This window comes from Micromonospora sp. ANENR4, assembly GCF_015354395.1.
GTDB classification, from domain to species: domain Bacteria; phylum Actinomycetota; class Actinomycetes; order Mycobacteriales; family Micromonosporaceae; genus Micromonospora; species Micromonospora aurantiaca.
This window is the reverse complement of sequence record NZ_JADKYQ010000004.1, coordinates 43,920-58,299: the sequence shown is the minus strand read 5'-3', so window position 1 is coordinate 58,299 and position 14,380 is coordinate 43,920. Positions and strand designations below refer to the sequence as shown.

General features: G+C 69.7%; 9 protein-coding genes. 3 read left to right on the top strand and 6 right to left on the bottom strand.

Annotated elements, in window-relative coordinates; translation table 11 throughout:
* The first annotated feature begins 9 nt into the window (after positions 1–9).
* Entirely contained in the window at positions 10–2,574 is a 2,565-nt protein-coding gene (gene adhE, locus IRY44_RS08435; protein WP_194799882.1) for a bifunctional acetaldehyde-CoA/alcohol dehydrogenase, read from the top strand.
* 165 nt (positions 2,575–2,739) lie between these two features.
* Positions 2,740–5,142: a phosphoketolase gene (locus IRY44_RS08430; protein WP_194799881.1), complete on the top strand. Its 2,403-nt coding sequence runs from the start codon at positions 2,740–2,742 to the stop codon at positions 5,140–5,142.
* Positions 5,143–5,207: 65 nt separating this feature from the next.
* Here the strand turns inward: IRY44_RS08430 and IRY44_RS08425 are convergent, their stop codons facing one another.
* The 6 genes from IRY44_RS08425 to IRY44_RS30640 all read right to left on the bottom strand — a co-directional run bounded on the left by IRY44_RS08425 (position 5,208) and on the right by IRY44_RS30640 (position 12,883).
* A complete protein-coding gene (locus IRY44_RS08425; protein WP_194799880.1) occupies positions 5,208–7,172 on the bottom strand; it encodes a right-handed parallel beta-helix repeat-containing protein in 1,965 nt (654 codons plus the stop codon).
* A 57-nt stretch (positions 7,173–7,229) separates the two neighbouring features.
* The gene (locus IRY44_RS08420) at positions 7,230–8,888 is read right to left on the bottom strand and encodes a CocE/NonD family hydrolase (RefSeq protein WP_194799879.1); all 1,659 of its coding nucleotides are present in this window, start codon (positions 8,886–8,888) and stop codon (positions 7,230–7,232) included.
* A gap of 3 nt (positions 8,889–8,891) precedes the next feature.
* A complete protein-coding gene (locus tag IRY44_RS08415; protein ID WP_194799878.1) occupies positions 8,892–9,761 on the bottom strand; it encodes a carbohydrate ABC transporter permease in 870 nt (289 codons plus the stop codon).
* Positions 9,758–10,711: a carbohydrate ABC transporter permease gene (locus IRY44_RS08410; protein ID WP_194800120.1), complete on the bottom strand. Its 954-nt coding sequence runs from the start codon at positions 10,709–10,711 to the stop codon at positions 9,758–9,760. The genes IRY44_RS08415 and IRY44_RS08410 overlap by 4 nt, the downstream gene beginning before the upstream one ends.
* Before the next feature lie 71 nt (positions 10,712–10,782).
* Entirely contained in the window at positions 10,783–12,042 is a 1,260-nt protein-coding gene (locus tag IRY44_RS08405) for an ABC transporter substrate-binding protein (RefSeq protein ID WP_228531752.1), read from the bottom strand.
* Between the two features lie 535 nt (positions 12,043–12,577).
* Positions 12,578–12,883, bottom strand: coding sequence for a hypothetical protein (locus tag IRY44_RS30640; protein WP_228531751.1), 306 nt, complete (start codon positions 12,881–12,883; stop codon positions 12,578–12,580).
* A gap of 410 nt (positions 12,884–13,293) precedes the next feature.
* On the opposite strand from IRY44_RS30640, the gene IRY44_RS08395 reads away from it, so the two are divergent.
* The gene (locus tag IRY44_RS08395) at positions 13,294–14,274 is read left to right on the top strand and encodes a zinc-binding dehydrogenase (RefSeq protein ID WP_194799877.1); all 981 of its coding nucleotides are present in this window, start codon (positions 13,294–13,296) and stop codon (positions 14,272–14,274) included.
* The last annotated feature ends 106 nt before the right edge of the window (positions 14,275–14,380 follow it).

Sequence of the window (14,380 nt, the reverse complement as noted above, 5' to 3'; positions counted from 1 at the left end):
GGCGGAAGCATGATCGGAACCCTGGTGGAGAACGGTCTCACGGCGTTGGCCCGCTACGACTCCTACGGCCAGGAACAGGTCGACGAGATCGTGAAGAAGGCGTCGGTGGCCGCGCTCGGCCGGCACGCCGAACTCGCGATGCTGGCGGTCGAGGAGACCGGCCGCGGCGTGTTCGAGGACAAGGCGGTGAAGAACATCTTCGCCTGCGAGCACGTCACCAACCACATGGCCGACATCCGTACCGTCGGGGTGATCGCGCAGGACGACATCACCGGCATCACCCAGATCGCCGAGCCGGTGGGCGTGGTGGCCGCCGTGACGCCCGTGACGAACCCGACCTCGACCACCATCTTCAAGGCGCTGCTGGCCCTCAAGACCCGCAATCCGGTGATCTTCGCCTTCCACCCGGCGGCGCAGCGCTGCAGCGCGGAGGCGGCCCGCACTGTCCGCGACGCCGCCGTCGCCGCCGGGGCGCCGGAGCACTGCATCCAGTGGATCGACGAGCCGTCGGTGGCCGCGACGAACGAGCTGATGCGGCATCCCGCCGTCTCGGTGGTCCTGGCGACCGGCGGCAACGCGATGGTCCGGGCCGCCTACTCCACCGGCAAACCGGCGCTCGGTGTCGGCGCCGGCAACGTCCCCGCGTACATCGAGGCGTCGGCCGACGTGGCCCGCGCGGTGAACGACGTGGTGCTGTCGAAGGCGTTCGACAACGGCATGATCTGCGCCTCCGAGCAGGCCGTCATCATCGACGACCCGATCCGGCCGGCCGCCCTCGCCGAGTTCCGGCGACTGCACGCCCACATCGCGACACCGGAGGAGAAGTCGCTGCTGGAGAAGCTGCTCTTCGGCTCCGGGAAGCTCAACCCGGACGTGGTCGGGCAGCCGGTGACCTGGATCGCCGAACACGCCGGATTCCCGGTCGCCCCGGACACCTCGATCATCCTGGTCCCGGTCGACCGGGTCGGCCCGGCCGAGCCGCTGACCCGGGAGAAGCTCTGCCCGGTGCTCGCCCTGCTGCCCGCCACCGGTCACGACCAGGCCTTCGGGTACGCCGAGCAGATGGTCGAGTTCGACGGCCTGGGTCACAGCGCCGTCATCCACACGCGGGACGCCGACCTGGCCGAGGCGTACGGCCGCCGGGTCAAGGCCGTCCGGATCATCTGGAACGCGCCGGCCTCGCAGGGCGGCATCGGCGACATGTACAACGCCTTCCTGCCGTCGCTGACGCTGGGCTGCGGAAGCTACGGCCACAACTCGGTGTCGCACAACGTCACGGCTGTCGACCTCATCAACATCAAGCGGGTGGCCCGGCGGACGAACAACCTGCAGTGGTTCAAAGTTCCGCCGAAGATCTACTTCGAGCCGAACGCGATCCGCTACCTCGCCGACATGCCCGACGTGCACCGGGTCACCGTGGTTACCGACCACACCATGACCAGACTGGGGTACGTGGACCGCGTGTCGTCCGTGCTGCACCGCCGCCGCGAGCAGGTGGCCCTGCAGATCATCGACGACGTCGAGCCGGAGCCCAGCGTGCGTACCGTCGACCGGGGCGCCGAGTCGATGCGCTCGTTCCGCCCGGACACCATCATCGCGCTCGGCGGGGGTTCGGCGATGGACGCCGCCAAGGTGATGTGGCTGCGCTACGAGCACCCCGAGGTGGTCTTCGCCGATCTGCGGGAGAAGTTCTTCGACATCCGCAAACGTGCCTTCAAGTTCCCCACCCTCGGCGCGCTGGCCCAGCTCGTCTGCATCCCGACCACCTCCGGCACCGGAGCCGAGGTCACCCCGTTCGCGGTCATCACCGACACCGCGTCGGGCAAGAAGTACCCGCTCGCCGACTACGCCCTCACGCCGAGCGTGGCGATCGTCGACCCGGTCCTGGCCGCCGACCTGCCGGCGGTGGTCACCGCGGACAGCGGCTTCGACGCGCTGACCCACGCGATCGAGTCGTACGTGTCCGTCTACGCCAACGACTTCACCGACGGGCTGGCCCTGCATGCCGTCCGGCTCATCTTCGGCAACCTCGCCCGGGCCGTCCACCAGGGCGCCGCCGATCCGGTGGCCCGCGAGAAGATGCACAACGCCGGGACGATCGCCGGCATGGCGTTCGGCAGCGCCTTCCTCGGCATCGTGCACGCCATGTCGCACACCCTGGGTGCCACCTTCCACGTCGCACACGGGCGCACCAACGCGATCCTGCTCCCGCACGTCATCAGGTACAACGGCACCGTGCCGAGCAAGCTCACCGGCTGGCCCCGGTACGAGACCTACCGGGCGCCGCAACGCTTCGCCGACATCGCCCGTACCCTCGGGCTCCCCGCGGCGACCGACGCCGAAGCGGTCGAAGCTCTGGCCACGGCGATCGAGCGCCTGCGCGACGAGGTCGGCATCGAGCCGTCGTTCGCGGCGGTCGGCGTGGACGAGCAGGCCTTCCTCGCGGCGCTGCCGCAGCAGGCGCTGAACGCGTACGAGGACCAGTGCGCGCCGGCGAACCCCCGGATGCCGATGCTCGACGACATGCAGGAACTGATGCGCGCCGCCTACTACGGACCGGCGACCGCCGGCTGATCCCGGCGGTGACCGCCGCCTCGCCCAGGAGGGGCCCGGCGGTGCGCGACGGCCGCCGGCGAGGGCCGAAGGTCCCTCGGCTTCCGGCCCGCGGCCCCCCGTGGCCGGGCGCCGCCGGGCCTAGGCTAGGTCCGGACAAGACGAGATCAGTGGAAGGGAAGCACGGTGACCGCGGTCGAATCCGAACTCCGTACGCTCGCCGAACTCGACGACACCGAACTCGCCCGTCTGGACGCGTGGTGGCGGGCGAACAACTACCTGACCATCGGTCAGATCTACCTGCAGGGCAACCCACTGCTGCGCGAGCCCCTGGCGGCCGAGCACATCAAGCCGCGCCTGCTCGGCCACTGGGGAACCAGCCCCGGCCTGTCGCTGATCTACGCGCACGTCTCCCGGCTGATCCGGCGCACCGGCCAGCAGGCGATCTACCTGGCCGGTCCGGGTCACGGCGGGCCGGCACTGGTGGCCGCCGGCTACCTGGAGGGCACCTACAGCGAGATCTACCCGGACGTCAGCCAGGACGAGACCGGGATGCTGCGCCTGTTCCGGCAGTTCTCCAGCCCCGGCGGTATCCCGTCGCACGTGTCGGTGACCACCCCGGGTTCCATTCACGAGGGCGGTGAGCTGGGCTACGTCCTGGTCCACGCGTTCGGCGCGGTCATGGACAACCCGGACCTGCTGGCCATCGCGGTGGTGGGCGACGGCGAGGCCGAGACCGGGCCCCTGGAGGGTTCCTGGAAGGGCGTGTCCTTCCTCAACCCCGAGCGCGACGGCGCGGTCCTGCCGATCCTGCACCTCAACGACGCCAAGATCTCCGGGCCCACCGTGCTGGGGCGCAAGGACCCCGAGGAGGTACGCCACCTGCTGCGGGGCCACGGTTACGACGTCATCGAGGTCGAGGGCTCCGACCTGCCCGGCATGCACCACCGCTTCGCCGCCGCCCTGGCCACCGCCTGGACGAGGATCCGCGACATCCAGACCGCCGCCCGGGACGGCTCCTGGGACGGTACGCGTCCGACCTGGCCGCTGATCGTCCTGCGGTCGCCGAAGGGCTGGACCGGGCCGGACACCGTCGACGGGGTCACCGTCACCGGGACGTGGCGCTCCCACCAGGTGCCGCTGTCCGGCGTGAAGGACAATCCGGAGCACCTCGCGCTGCTGGAGCGCTGGCTCAGGTCGTACCGTCCGGAGGAACTGTTCGACTCCACCGGCGCGCCCGTGGCGCTGGTCCGGGACCAGGCCCCCGACGGCGACCTGCGGATGAGCGCCAGCCCGCACGCGAACGGCGGGCTGCTCACCCGGGACCTGGACCTGCCGGACTTCCGTTCCTACGCGATCGAGGTGTCCCAGCCGGCGCAGCAGCGGGCCGAGTCGACGCGCAAGCTGGGCGAGATGATGCGCGACATCTACGCCCGCAACGCCGACCGGTTCCGGTTGTTCTGTCCGGACGAGACGAACAGCAACCGCCTCGGCGGCGTCTTCGACGTCTCCGACCGCGCCTTCATGGAGCGGGTGACGCCGGAGGACGTGGCGATCAGCCGCGACGGCCGGGTCATGGAGGTGCTCAGCGAGCACAACTGCCACGGTTGGCTGGAGGGCTACAACCTGACCGGCCGGCACGGCATGTTCGCCACCTACGAGGCATTCGCCATGGTCAGCGCCTCCCAGACGGTGCAGCACGGCAAGTGGCTACAGGAGGCCAAGCACCTGCCGTGGCGCGCGAAGGTGCCGAGCCTCAACGTGCTGCTCACCTCGACGGCGTGGCGCAACGACCACAACGGCTTCTCCCACCAGGGCCCGGGCCTGATCCAGGTGGTGCTCACCCAGCGCGGCGACGTCGCCCGGGTCTACCTGCCGCCGGACGCCAACACCCTGCTGTCGGTGGCCGACCACTGCTTCCGGTCGCGGTCGTACATCAACCTGATCGTCATCGACAAGCAGCCGCAGTTGCAGTACCTCTCGATGGACGAGGCGATCGAACACTGCGCGCGCGGGGCGGGGATCTGGGAGTGGGCCGGCACCGACGACGGCACCAGCGACCCCGACATCGTCCTCGCCTGCGCCGGCGACGTCGTCACCATGGAGACGGTCGCGGCGGCGCAGATCCTGCGCGACCGGCTGCCCGGTCTGAAGGTGCGCGTCGTCAACGTGGTCGACCTGATGACCCTGGTCCGGCCCAAGGACCACCCGCACGGCATGAGCGAGACCCTGTTCACCGAGCTGTTCACCGACGACGTCGACGTGGTCTTCTCCTTCCACGGCTACCCCGGCGCGATCCACCAGCTCGTCCACGGCCGCCCGGACGCGGACCGGTTCCGCGTGCGCGGCTTCATCGAGCAGGGCACGACCACCACCCCGTTCGACATGACGGTGCGCAACAAGGCGTCGCGGTACCACCTCGTGATGGACGCCATCAACAACGCCAAGCGGCTGCCGCGCGGTGCGGCGGACCTCAAGGCGTGGTGCCGCAGTCAGCTCGACCGCCACGAGGCGTACGTGGTGGAGCACCTGGAGGACATGCCCGAGGTCCGCGACTGGGCCCTGGGCGACTGGGCCGCACGCGGCTGAGTTCGACGGGGACGGTGGCGCCGGTCGGCGCCACCGTCCCCGTCCGCGCACGCGCGGGTCCGCCGTCAGAACACGCGTGTACGGCGTGGACCGGACGCGAGGCCCGCGATCGGGCCGACGGCGCCGTCCCGCCCGGGTTGCCGGGGCTCGCCCGTGAGGTCGACGTCCATCACGGCGGGGCTGCCGTCCGGCTCCTCGAACTCCGCGTCGGCGCACCGGACCCGTTCCAGGTCCCGGCCGGTGACCACACCGATGCGGGCCTCGTCGAACGCCTGCGGGAGGTCGGTGACGAGCCAGACCGCGTCGCCCTCGTCCACGACTGCCGCCGACGCGGCGCCCAGCACCAGTGGCTCGTGCTCACCCTCGAACGGCCGGGCCCCGGCGGCGTAGGCGTTCGCGCGGGCGTACACCGGTTGTCTCACCTCGACGTACTTCTGCTGGTCGCTCGGCGGCTGGTCGGCGAGGCGGGCCAGGTACTCGGCGAACGACGCCGGATGCCCGTCGTATCCGGCGGTGCCGGCCAGCGGCGGCCCTTCGCCCTCCGCGCCCGCACCGTAGGCCGCGCCCGGGTCGCCGCCCAGGAAGAGGTTCCCCACGTACCTGTCGTCGCCGCCGTAGATCACCGCGTAGCCGGCCACCTGGGTGCTGTGCGGCAGGTGGTACGGCGTCGCGCGGTCCAGCACCGGCTCCAGCCGCACGGTGCCGCAGATCAGGTTGCAGACGAAGGCGCCGCCCTGGCTGAACAGCTCCAGCGCGGCGGGCGAGCCGAAGATGTTGTGCTCGACCAGGTAGGGGCCGTGGCTGACCTCGACGAAGAGGTCCCGGGAGTTGTCGTGGTAGACGTTGCGGGAGAGCCGGGTGCCCTGTGCCTGCCAGTCCAGCCAGGTGCCGAGCGAGCAGTCGTGGATCCGGTTGTGCCGGATCACCACGTCGATGGCGGCGTGCAGCTTGATGCCGGCGATCTCGTACCCGTAGAACTCGCGCTTCACGCCGATGCGGTGGATGTGGTTGTCCTCGATGGTGGAGAACGCGCATCCCAGGTGACCCACTATCGCGTTCTGGCCGCAGTCGTAGATCGTGTTGCGGCGGATCACGTGCGAGCCGATGTGCTCCCGGTCCCACCCGATCCGGCGGGCCGCGAAGACCGACTCCACCTGGTACTGGTAGCCCGGCTTGTCACCGCGCAGAGCCGAGAAGTTCCGCCCGGTCGACCCCTCCTTCCCGATCGAGATCGCCGCGCACTTGGCGTCGTGGATCACGTTGTCCTCGATGACCCATCCCTTCGCCCAGCCCGGCCCGATCAGTCCCGGCTGGTCGGCGGTCGGCGGCGCCCACGGGCTGGCCGCGTGCGCCAGCTCGAAGCCACGGACGGTGATGTGGTCCAGGTGCGGCTGGTCCGGGTAGAAGACGCTGCGGCGTACGTTGATCTCGACGAGTTCCGCGTTCGGGTCGGCACCCTGGAAGTTGGCCCAGATCGTCGTCCGCTCACCGACCTCGGCGTACCAGACGAGCCGGGTCCGGTCGGGATCGCCTACCGGACGGGGCAGCCTGGTCCAGTCGTCGACGACCTCGATGCGCCGGGGCGGATCGTCGACCTCCGCCCGGCTCCCCACCTCGAAGAAGCTCAGGCCGTTCAGGTAGACGTCGCCGAGGTGCCGCCGTGGCGCACCCGGGCGGTAGACGATCCAGTCGCCGGTCACCTCCTCGGCGAACGGGTTGAACGAGCCGAACACGGCGTTGTCGACGACCGCCCGCCACACGGTCCCGCCGAGCGGCTCCCAGCCGGTGACGCGTTCCGATCCCTTGATCACCACGTGCTCGCCGGGCGCCGCCTCGTAGGTGATGCGGCGGGAGTCGCTGAGACCGCCGTGGCGTGGCTTCACCCACTCGCGGTACTCCCCCGCGTGCACCACCACCGTGTCACCGGGCTGCGCTACGCCCGCCGCCCGGTTGATCGTCCGGAAGGGCCGCTCGGCGCAGCCGTCGGCGCGATCCGAACCGGTGATCGCCACATGGAACACGGATGCCATCCGGGGAGCCTCCTCGTCGACTGATGGAGATGTCTTCGGCGGCGCGTCCGCGCCCGTTCACGTCCATACCGGCAGGTCGATCGCGGACGGGTGGGCGCCGCCGTGGGAGATCTCCTGCTGCGCCCGTACGGTGGTGGTCGCGGTGGCGGCGGGTTCGCCGGTGCCGGGGTTGCGGGCGTAGCGCGGATGCGCTCCGGAGCTGACCTGCACGGCGATGCGGTGGCCGGCGGCGAAGCGGTGGAACGCCGGCCACAGCGGCACGTCCAACTCGACGAAACCGTCCTCACGAGGTCGCGGGTCGGTGGCCGCGGTGCCGACGCCGCCGATGCGGCGGATGCCGTCGCACACGCTCATCGAGCGGCCGTCGGGGTGCACGTCGCAGATCCGGACGAACACGTCCGCGCCGGCCGCCGTCGAGCGGAACCGGACCCGAGCGATCGGCTCCCCGGCGAGGACGACGGCGTGATCCAGCGGTGGACTGCCGAAGACGACCACGTCGCTACGGCGTTCGTGGGCGCTGTTGTCGACCGGCCCGCAGGACGGGCCCAGGCCGGGGCCACCGACCGCGGGTGTGGGCCGGTCGGGATCGTAGGTGTAGCGGGTGCCGCCGCCGTCGGGGACGGCCGGGTCGAGCAGTCCGGACCGGTGCAGGTACCACCGCCGCACGGCGGTGCCCGGCGGCGGCCACGCGGGCAGGTCGTGCCACTGGTCCGCGCCGGTCAGGAAGGCGCGCACGGGCGCGGGCCGGGCCGCCGGTACGCCGGCGAAGTGTTCCTTGAGGAACGCGATCGACTCGGCGAGGAACGGGCTCTGATCGCTGCGGTGGCCCCACGGGCCGATGGTCAGCCGGGGCGGGCGACCGGCCGCGACCAGTTGGGCGTAGGTGCGCAGCTGCCAGGGGAGGAACAGGTCGTACCAGCCGGTGGCCATGTAGACGGGCGCTGTCACGTCGGGCACCGACGCGGTGTGCGACTGCCGGGTCCAGTAGTCGTCGGTGAGCTGCTCGTGCGTCAACCAGTCCTGGTACCAGCCGATCGGGTGGCCCGCCACGGTGGAGTCGCCGCGCGACAGCGGCAGGACGTCGAACGCTTCGGCCAGCTTCCGGTCCGGCCGCCGCGCGAGCCGCGCCCGGACCAGGGCGCCGCGCATGCCCCGCAGGGCCATCAGACGCGACCAGCCGAGCGAGCCGCCCAGCGAGAAGGCGCCATTGGTCCAGGTGACCGCGCCGAAGTCGGCCATCGTCACGTTCAGGCACAGGGCGTCAGGGGCGTTGGCGGGGTCGTCCCGGCACATCCGTCCCGCCACCGCCCACTGGGTGTAGCCGAGGTAGCTCTCGCCGTACGTCGCGACGGTGCCGGTGAACCAGTGCTGGCGGCGTACCCACCGGTGGGTGGCCATGCCGTCACGCTGCTCGTCGAGCTGGGGGCGGAAGCTGCCACCCGAGCCACCGGTACCGCGGCAGCTCTGCACCAGCACCGTGAACCCCTCGCCGGCCAGCGCCGGCGCGTCTGTGAGCGAGCCGTGCCGGCCGTACGGCGAGCGGACGACGATCGTGGGCAGCGGCGGTTCCACCGGGCCGGCGGGCAGGTAGAGGTCGGCGACCAGCTCGACGCCGTCGTCCATCGGCACCCGCAGCCCGCGCCGCACGGTGACGGGGTACGGGCTGCGGCGGGCACTCCGGAGCCGGCCGGTCAGTCGGCGGCGGAGGCTCGTCATCCCTCACCCCTTGAACGCGCCTTCCATGATCCCCTGCACCAGACGGCGCCCGACGAAGACGAACAGCACCAGCAGCGGAATGGTGGCCAGGAAGGAACCGGACATGGCCAGGCCCAGATCGATGTCCCGGTTCTGCTGCAGTGCCTTGATGGCGATCTGGACGGTGTAGTTCTCCGGCGACTTCAACACGATGAACGGCCACAGGAAGTCGTTCCACGCGTAGACGAACGTGAACAGCCCCAGCACGTACGCCGCCGGGCGGACCAACGGGAAGGCGATCCGCCAGAAGATCTGCCAGGTGGTCGCGCCGTCCACCCGCGCCGCCTGCATCAGCTCGTCGTCGATGGTGCTGCCGATGTGCTGGCGCATCCAGAAGATGCCGAACGCGCTGACCAGCCCGGGAACGATCACCGCCTGGAGGCTGTCCACCCAGTCCAACTGGGAGATGATCAGGTACTGCGGCACCACTGCCAGCTGCGCCGGCACCGTCATGGTCAGCACGACGATGAGGAACAGCGTGTTACGGCCCGGGAAGGACAGCTTGGCGAAGGCGAAGCCGGCCAGCGCGCAGAGCACCGCCTGACCCACGGCGATCGTGCCGGCGACGATGAGGCTGTTCAGCAGGGACTGCACGAACGGCACGATGGTGAAGACCAGCTCGGCCAGGTGCAGGAAGTTGCCGCCGGGTGTGAGGGTCGGAGGCAGAGTCGTCGCGGTGGCGGAGTCCGTCGTCGCCACCACGAACATCCAGTAGAGCGGGAAGACGCTGGCGAGCGCCATGAGGGTCAGCAGCGCGTACACCGGGATCGGGACGCGGTTGGCCTGGCGCCGCCGGGCCCGCCGGGGCGCGGCGGTCGGGGGTACGGGCTTCATGGGCGCTCCGAACGGATGCGGGTGGTCAGCAGGTAGTTGAGTCCGGAGAACACCACCACGATGACGAAGAGCGCGACGCCGACCGCCGCGCCGTAGCCGAAGTGGAACTGCCCGAAGGACTGCTCGTAGAGGTAGAGGGTGACGGTCTGGCACTGCCGTGCCGCCCCGCACGTGAGGCCGCCGACCGGGTTGGCCAGCAGCGGCTCGGTGAAGACCTGCAGCCCGCCGATGGTCGACGTCACGACGGTGAACGCGATGATCGGCCGCAACGACGGGATGCTGATGTGCAGGAACTGCTTCCAGCCGTTCGCGCCGTCGGCGGCGGCGGCCTCGTACAGTTCCCGCGGCACCGCCTGCAGCGCGGCGAGGTACAGCAGTGTGTTGTATCCGGTCCAGCGCCAGGCGATCATCGTGGCGATCATGATGTGACTGCCCCACAGCGACGCCGTGAAGTCGATGTGCTCGAAGCCCAGCAGTCCCAGGAACCAATTGATCATGCCGTAGTCCCTGTCGAACATCTGGGCGAAGACGATCGTCGTGGCCGCCACCGAGGTGACGTAGGGAACGAGCACCGACATCCGGAACAGGGCGGCCAGCCGCAGCCGCGCGTGGTTGAGCAGGTGCGCCAGGCCGAGCGCCAGGAGCAACTGCGGCACCGTCGACAGCACCCAGATGCTGAACGTGTTCCGCAGCGCCCCCCAGAAACGGGGGTCGTCCAGCAGTTCGGAGAAGTTGTCCAGCCCCACGAAACGGTGCTCACCGATCGGATCCCAGTCGAACAGCGAGATGTAGAAGGTGAACAGCAGCGGGAAGAGGCCGAAGATCAAAAAGAGCACGAAGAACGGCGAGATGTACGCGTACGGCGCCAGGAACTCCCGTACGCCCTGCTGGATCCGCCTGTTGCGAGCGGGCCTCCGGACGTCCGGTGGTGCCGGGGCCGGGCCGAGCATGGTGGTCAAAGCGTCACCCTCCCGATGGGCGGCGGCCGGGCGGTACCCGGCCGCCGCGCATCAGCCCTCGGTCATTCGCGTACGGCGTTCTTGACGTTCGTCAGCGCGGTGTCCCAGGCCTTCGCCGGGTCCACCTTGCCCTGCTCGACACTGGTGAGCGTGTTGAGGAACTCGGTGCCGATGGGGCCGTCCTGCGGACCGAAGTAGAAGGGCTTGATTCCCAGCACCGACTGGGTGTAGATCTTGCCAATCGGTGCGTTGCTGAAGAACGGGTCGGTCTTCCCGACCAGCTGCGGGTCCGTGTAGACCGACGGGGTGGTGGGCAGCGACCCCTGCATCAGGAAGTGGTCCAGCTGCCCCTTCGGCGACTGCATCTCGGAGATGTAGTTCCACGCCGCCTTCGCGTTCTTGGCGCGCTTGGGGATGGCGAGGAAGCTGCCGCCCCAGTTCCCCGAGCCACCGGGGATGGTGGCGATGTCCCACTTCCCGTTCGTCTCGGGGGCGTTCGTCTTCATCTGGCTGAGCATCCACGACGGTGAGCACACCACCGCGTAGTCGCCCTTCTTCATCGCCGCGGTCCAGCCGGACGAGAACGACCCCTGCTTGGCGGAGATGCCCGCACCGAAGGCCTTCAGCGTCACGTCGAACGCCGCCTTGACCTGCTCGTTGTCGTAGTCCAGCTGGCGGTCGGCGCTGTAGTAGCGCTGACTGCCCTGGTTGACCGCCTGAAAGAAGACGCTGGTCGGCGTGTTGTCCACGAACGGCTTGCCGGTCTTCTGGACGTACGTCTTGCCGACGTTTATGAACTCGTCCCACGTCGGCCAGAGCTTGGAGACCGACTCCCGGTCGGTGGGCAGGCCGGCCGCCTTGAACAGATCCGTACGGTAGGCCACCGCCAAGCCGCCGACGTCGGTCGGCACACCGATGATCTTGCCGTCCTTCGTCGTCGACTGCGCCATCACCCAGTCGAGATAGTTGCCCTTGATGTCGTTCGCGCCCAGCGTGGTGAGATCGACGAAGTTGTCCGGAGACTGCATGAACTTCGGCAGGTCGTCGGCCTGGATCAGCACCAGGTCAGGCACCTTCCCACCGGCCAGCGCGGCGGTGAGCGCCTGCGCGGTCTCGGTCGTGGTGCCCACCTCGGTGAGCTTGACGCGCACATCCGGGTGCGCCTTGGTGTAGACGTCGACGTCGGCCTTCTGGTTGATGTTGGCGAACGACCAGAACTCGAAGGTCTTCGAGTCGGACTCGCCGTCTGATCCGCCACAGCCGGCGAGGAGGAGCACGACGGCGGCCATGACGGCTGTGGTGGTGGTCCGGACGCGTTTCAACGGCCCTCCAGCGGTGTGATCGTGAGCGGCGGTGGTGGGGGTTCTCGCCGGCGCAGGGCACGCAGGCAGAAGCCGACGAGTGGCCGCACCGACGGGTCAGTCGTCGTCCCGTCGTCAGTGCGCTCGCCGCCTCCGAAACTTATCGAGATATTTATATGCCATGATTTTGTGCGCTGAGGCTACTAACTGCCCCGCCATCCGTCAACAGGCGCGCTGCCAGGGAGAGCGCTTGACGGCAGGGTGGATTTCCGACCGGACGAGCGCCGAAAGTTTCGGAGCGGGTGGCGCGGCCCTCTCGGAAGGAGGCCGTCGGCGCCCCTCTCGTCCACGCCCGGACAGCGGCCCGACGCCGGTCGCGGCGGCGCCATCGGCTGGATGAGCACCGGCGCGAGGCGAGCTTCTCCTGGGCGATCTTCGCCCGCATGTAACCGCTGTCCGGAAGCCGTTCGGAGCCCACAACCGAGAAGACCACGTAGTGACCCACCCCGGCGTCCGCAGCAGCGGCGAGAAGGTTCCGGGTGGACGTCTCGAAGAACTACAGGGCGGCGCCGCTCTCGAGCGACGGCGAGTTCGACACGTCGACGACGGCGTCGGCACGGGAGAGCACGTCCGCCACTCCCTCGCCGTTCAGTGTGTTCACGCCGGTCTTCGGCGACGCCGGCACCGCCTCGTGGCCCTGGCCGCCGAGGATCTTCACGAGCTTGGAGCCGATGAGCCCGCTGCCACCGATGACGACGATCTTCAGGATCGAGCCCCTCCCTGTGCGCCCTGGCTGAGTCGCGCTGCAACCAGTAGGACGGAACCCCCGCAGGGAATGCAGGAATTTGCCGAAAGAGCTCAATGGAGATCGACCCACCCTTGGATGCATCGACGCGGCGCGGCCCAAGAAAGCCTTCGATGTACGGGAAGACCTCATCTCCCGTTCGTGACGGGATGGCCGTGCCCGGGTGCAGACCAGTTCGGTCTTGAGGGTGGCGAAGCGGCCTGAGAGGGTGCTCGGTCTTGAGTCGGGCTCTCCGCCGTCAGGTAACTCTGTCGCCGTTGCCACGGCTCATGTCTCGCGCATGTGCCCCGATCAGACCATCCGGTACCTCGGAAGCAGGTTGAGCGACCGAATCGAAGCAAGAGAACGCACGGAATCAATTGGTAGTGGTGACCTGGGTCAGCCCCGCCTCAGCACGTGCCTTGACCTCAACCAAGCTTCAGCTTGAACACTGGCCGGGACGCTGTCCCATGCAAGGGGTGCTACAGATGCGCGCAATACAGGTGGCCGTGTTCGGTGGTCCGGAGGTGCTGTGTCCCACGGAACTGCCCGACCCGGTACCCGAACCCGGCCAGGTCGTCGTCGGTATGGCTGCGGCAGACGTCATTCTCCTCGACACCCTGCTGCGCAGCGGCTGGGGCCAGGACCTCTTCCCGCGGACGTTGCCGTACGTGCCGGGTGGCGGAGGAGCGGGCACGGTGGTGGAGACCGGCGAAGGGGTAGACCGGGCATGGATCGGTCGCCGTGTGGTTGTACGGACCAGCACCGGTTACGCCGAACGGATCGTCGCGGACGTCGAGGAGACCATGCCGGTGCCCGACGGACTGGCCATCGAGGTGGCGGCCGCGCTGGTGCACGACGGCGTGACCGCGCTCAGCCTGGACCGGCTGGGCAGGCCGGAGAAGGGAGAATGGGTGCTGGTCTCAGCGGCTGCCGGTGGAGCCGGCTCGCTACTGGTGCAGTTGGCCGTCGATGCCGGCGCCCGGGTGGTCGCCGCCGCATCCAGCGACGTCAAACTGGCACTGGCCCGCGAGTTGGGCGCGGAGACTACCGTCGATTACACGCGGTCGGACTGGATCCGCCGGGTGCGGCAGGCGACCGGTGGCGGTGCGGCGTTGGTCTACGACGGGGCGGGTGGCCCGCTCGGCACGGCCGCCTTGGGCGCGGTGGCCGACGGCGGCCGGTTCGTCACCTACGGTACCGCCGACGGGTTCGCCGCACCGGACCCGGAGTCGGCCGCGCGCCGCGGTATACGGGTGCTCGCTCCGCTACTGGACGGTCCCCCGAACCAGGAAACCGTGCGCGAGCTGCTGGGACGTGCGCTGGAACGGGCTGCGGAAGGGCGGCTGCGGCCGGCGATCGGCGCCGCCTACCCACTGGAACAGGCCGCTGATGCCCACCGTGCACTTGCCGCACGCACAACCGTGGGCAAGTCACTGTTGCTGGTCGGCGGTCGAACGGCCAGCTGACTTGTCGTCGTCGCCGACGGCGCATGGAACTCGGCGTCCCACACCGCTGCGGGTCCGGATCCGCGGTCGAGGCGGCTGAGAGGGGGGCATACGCGGGCGGTAGCTG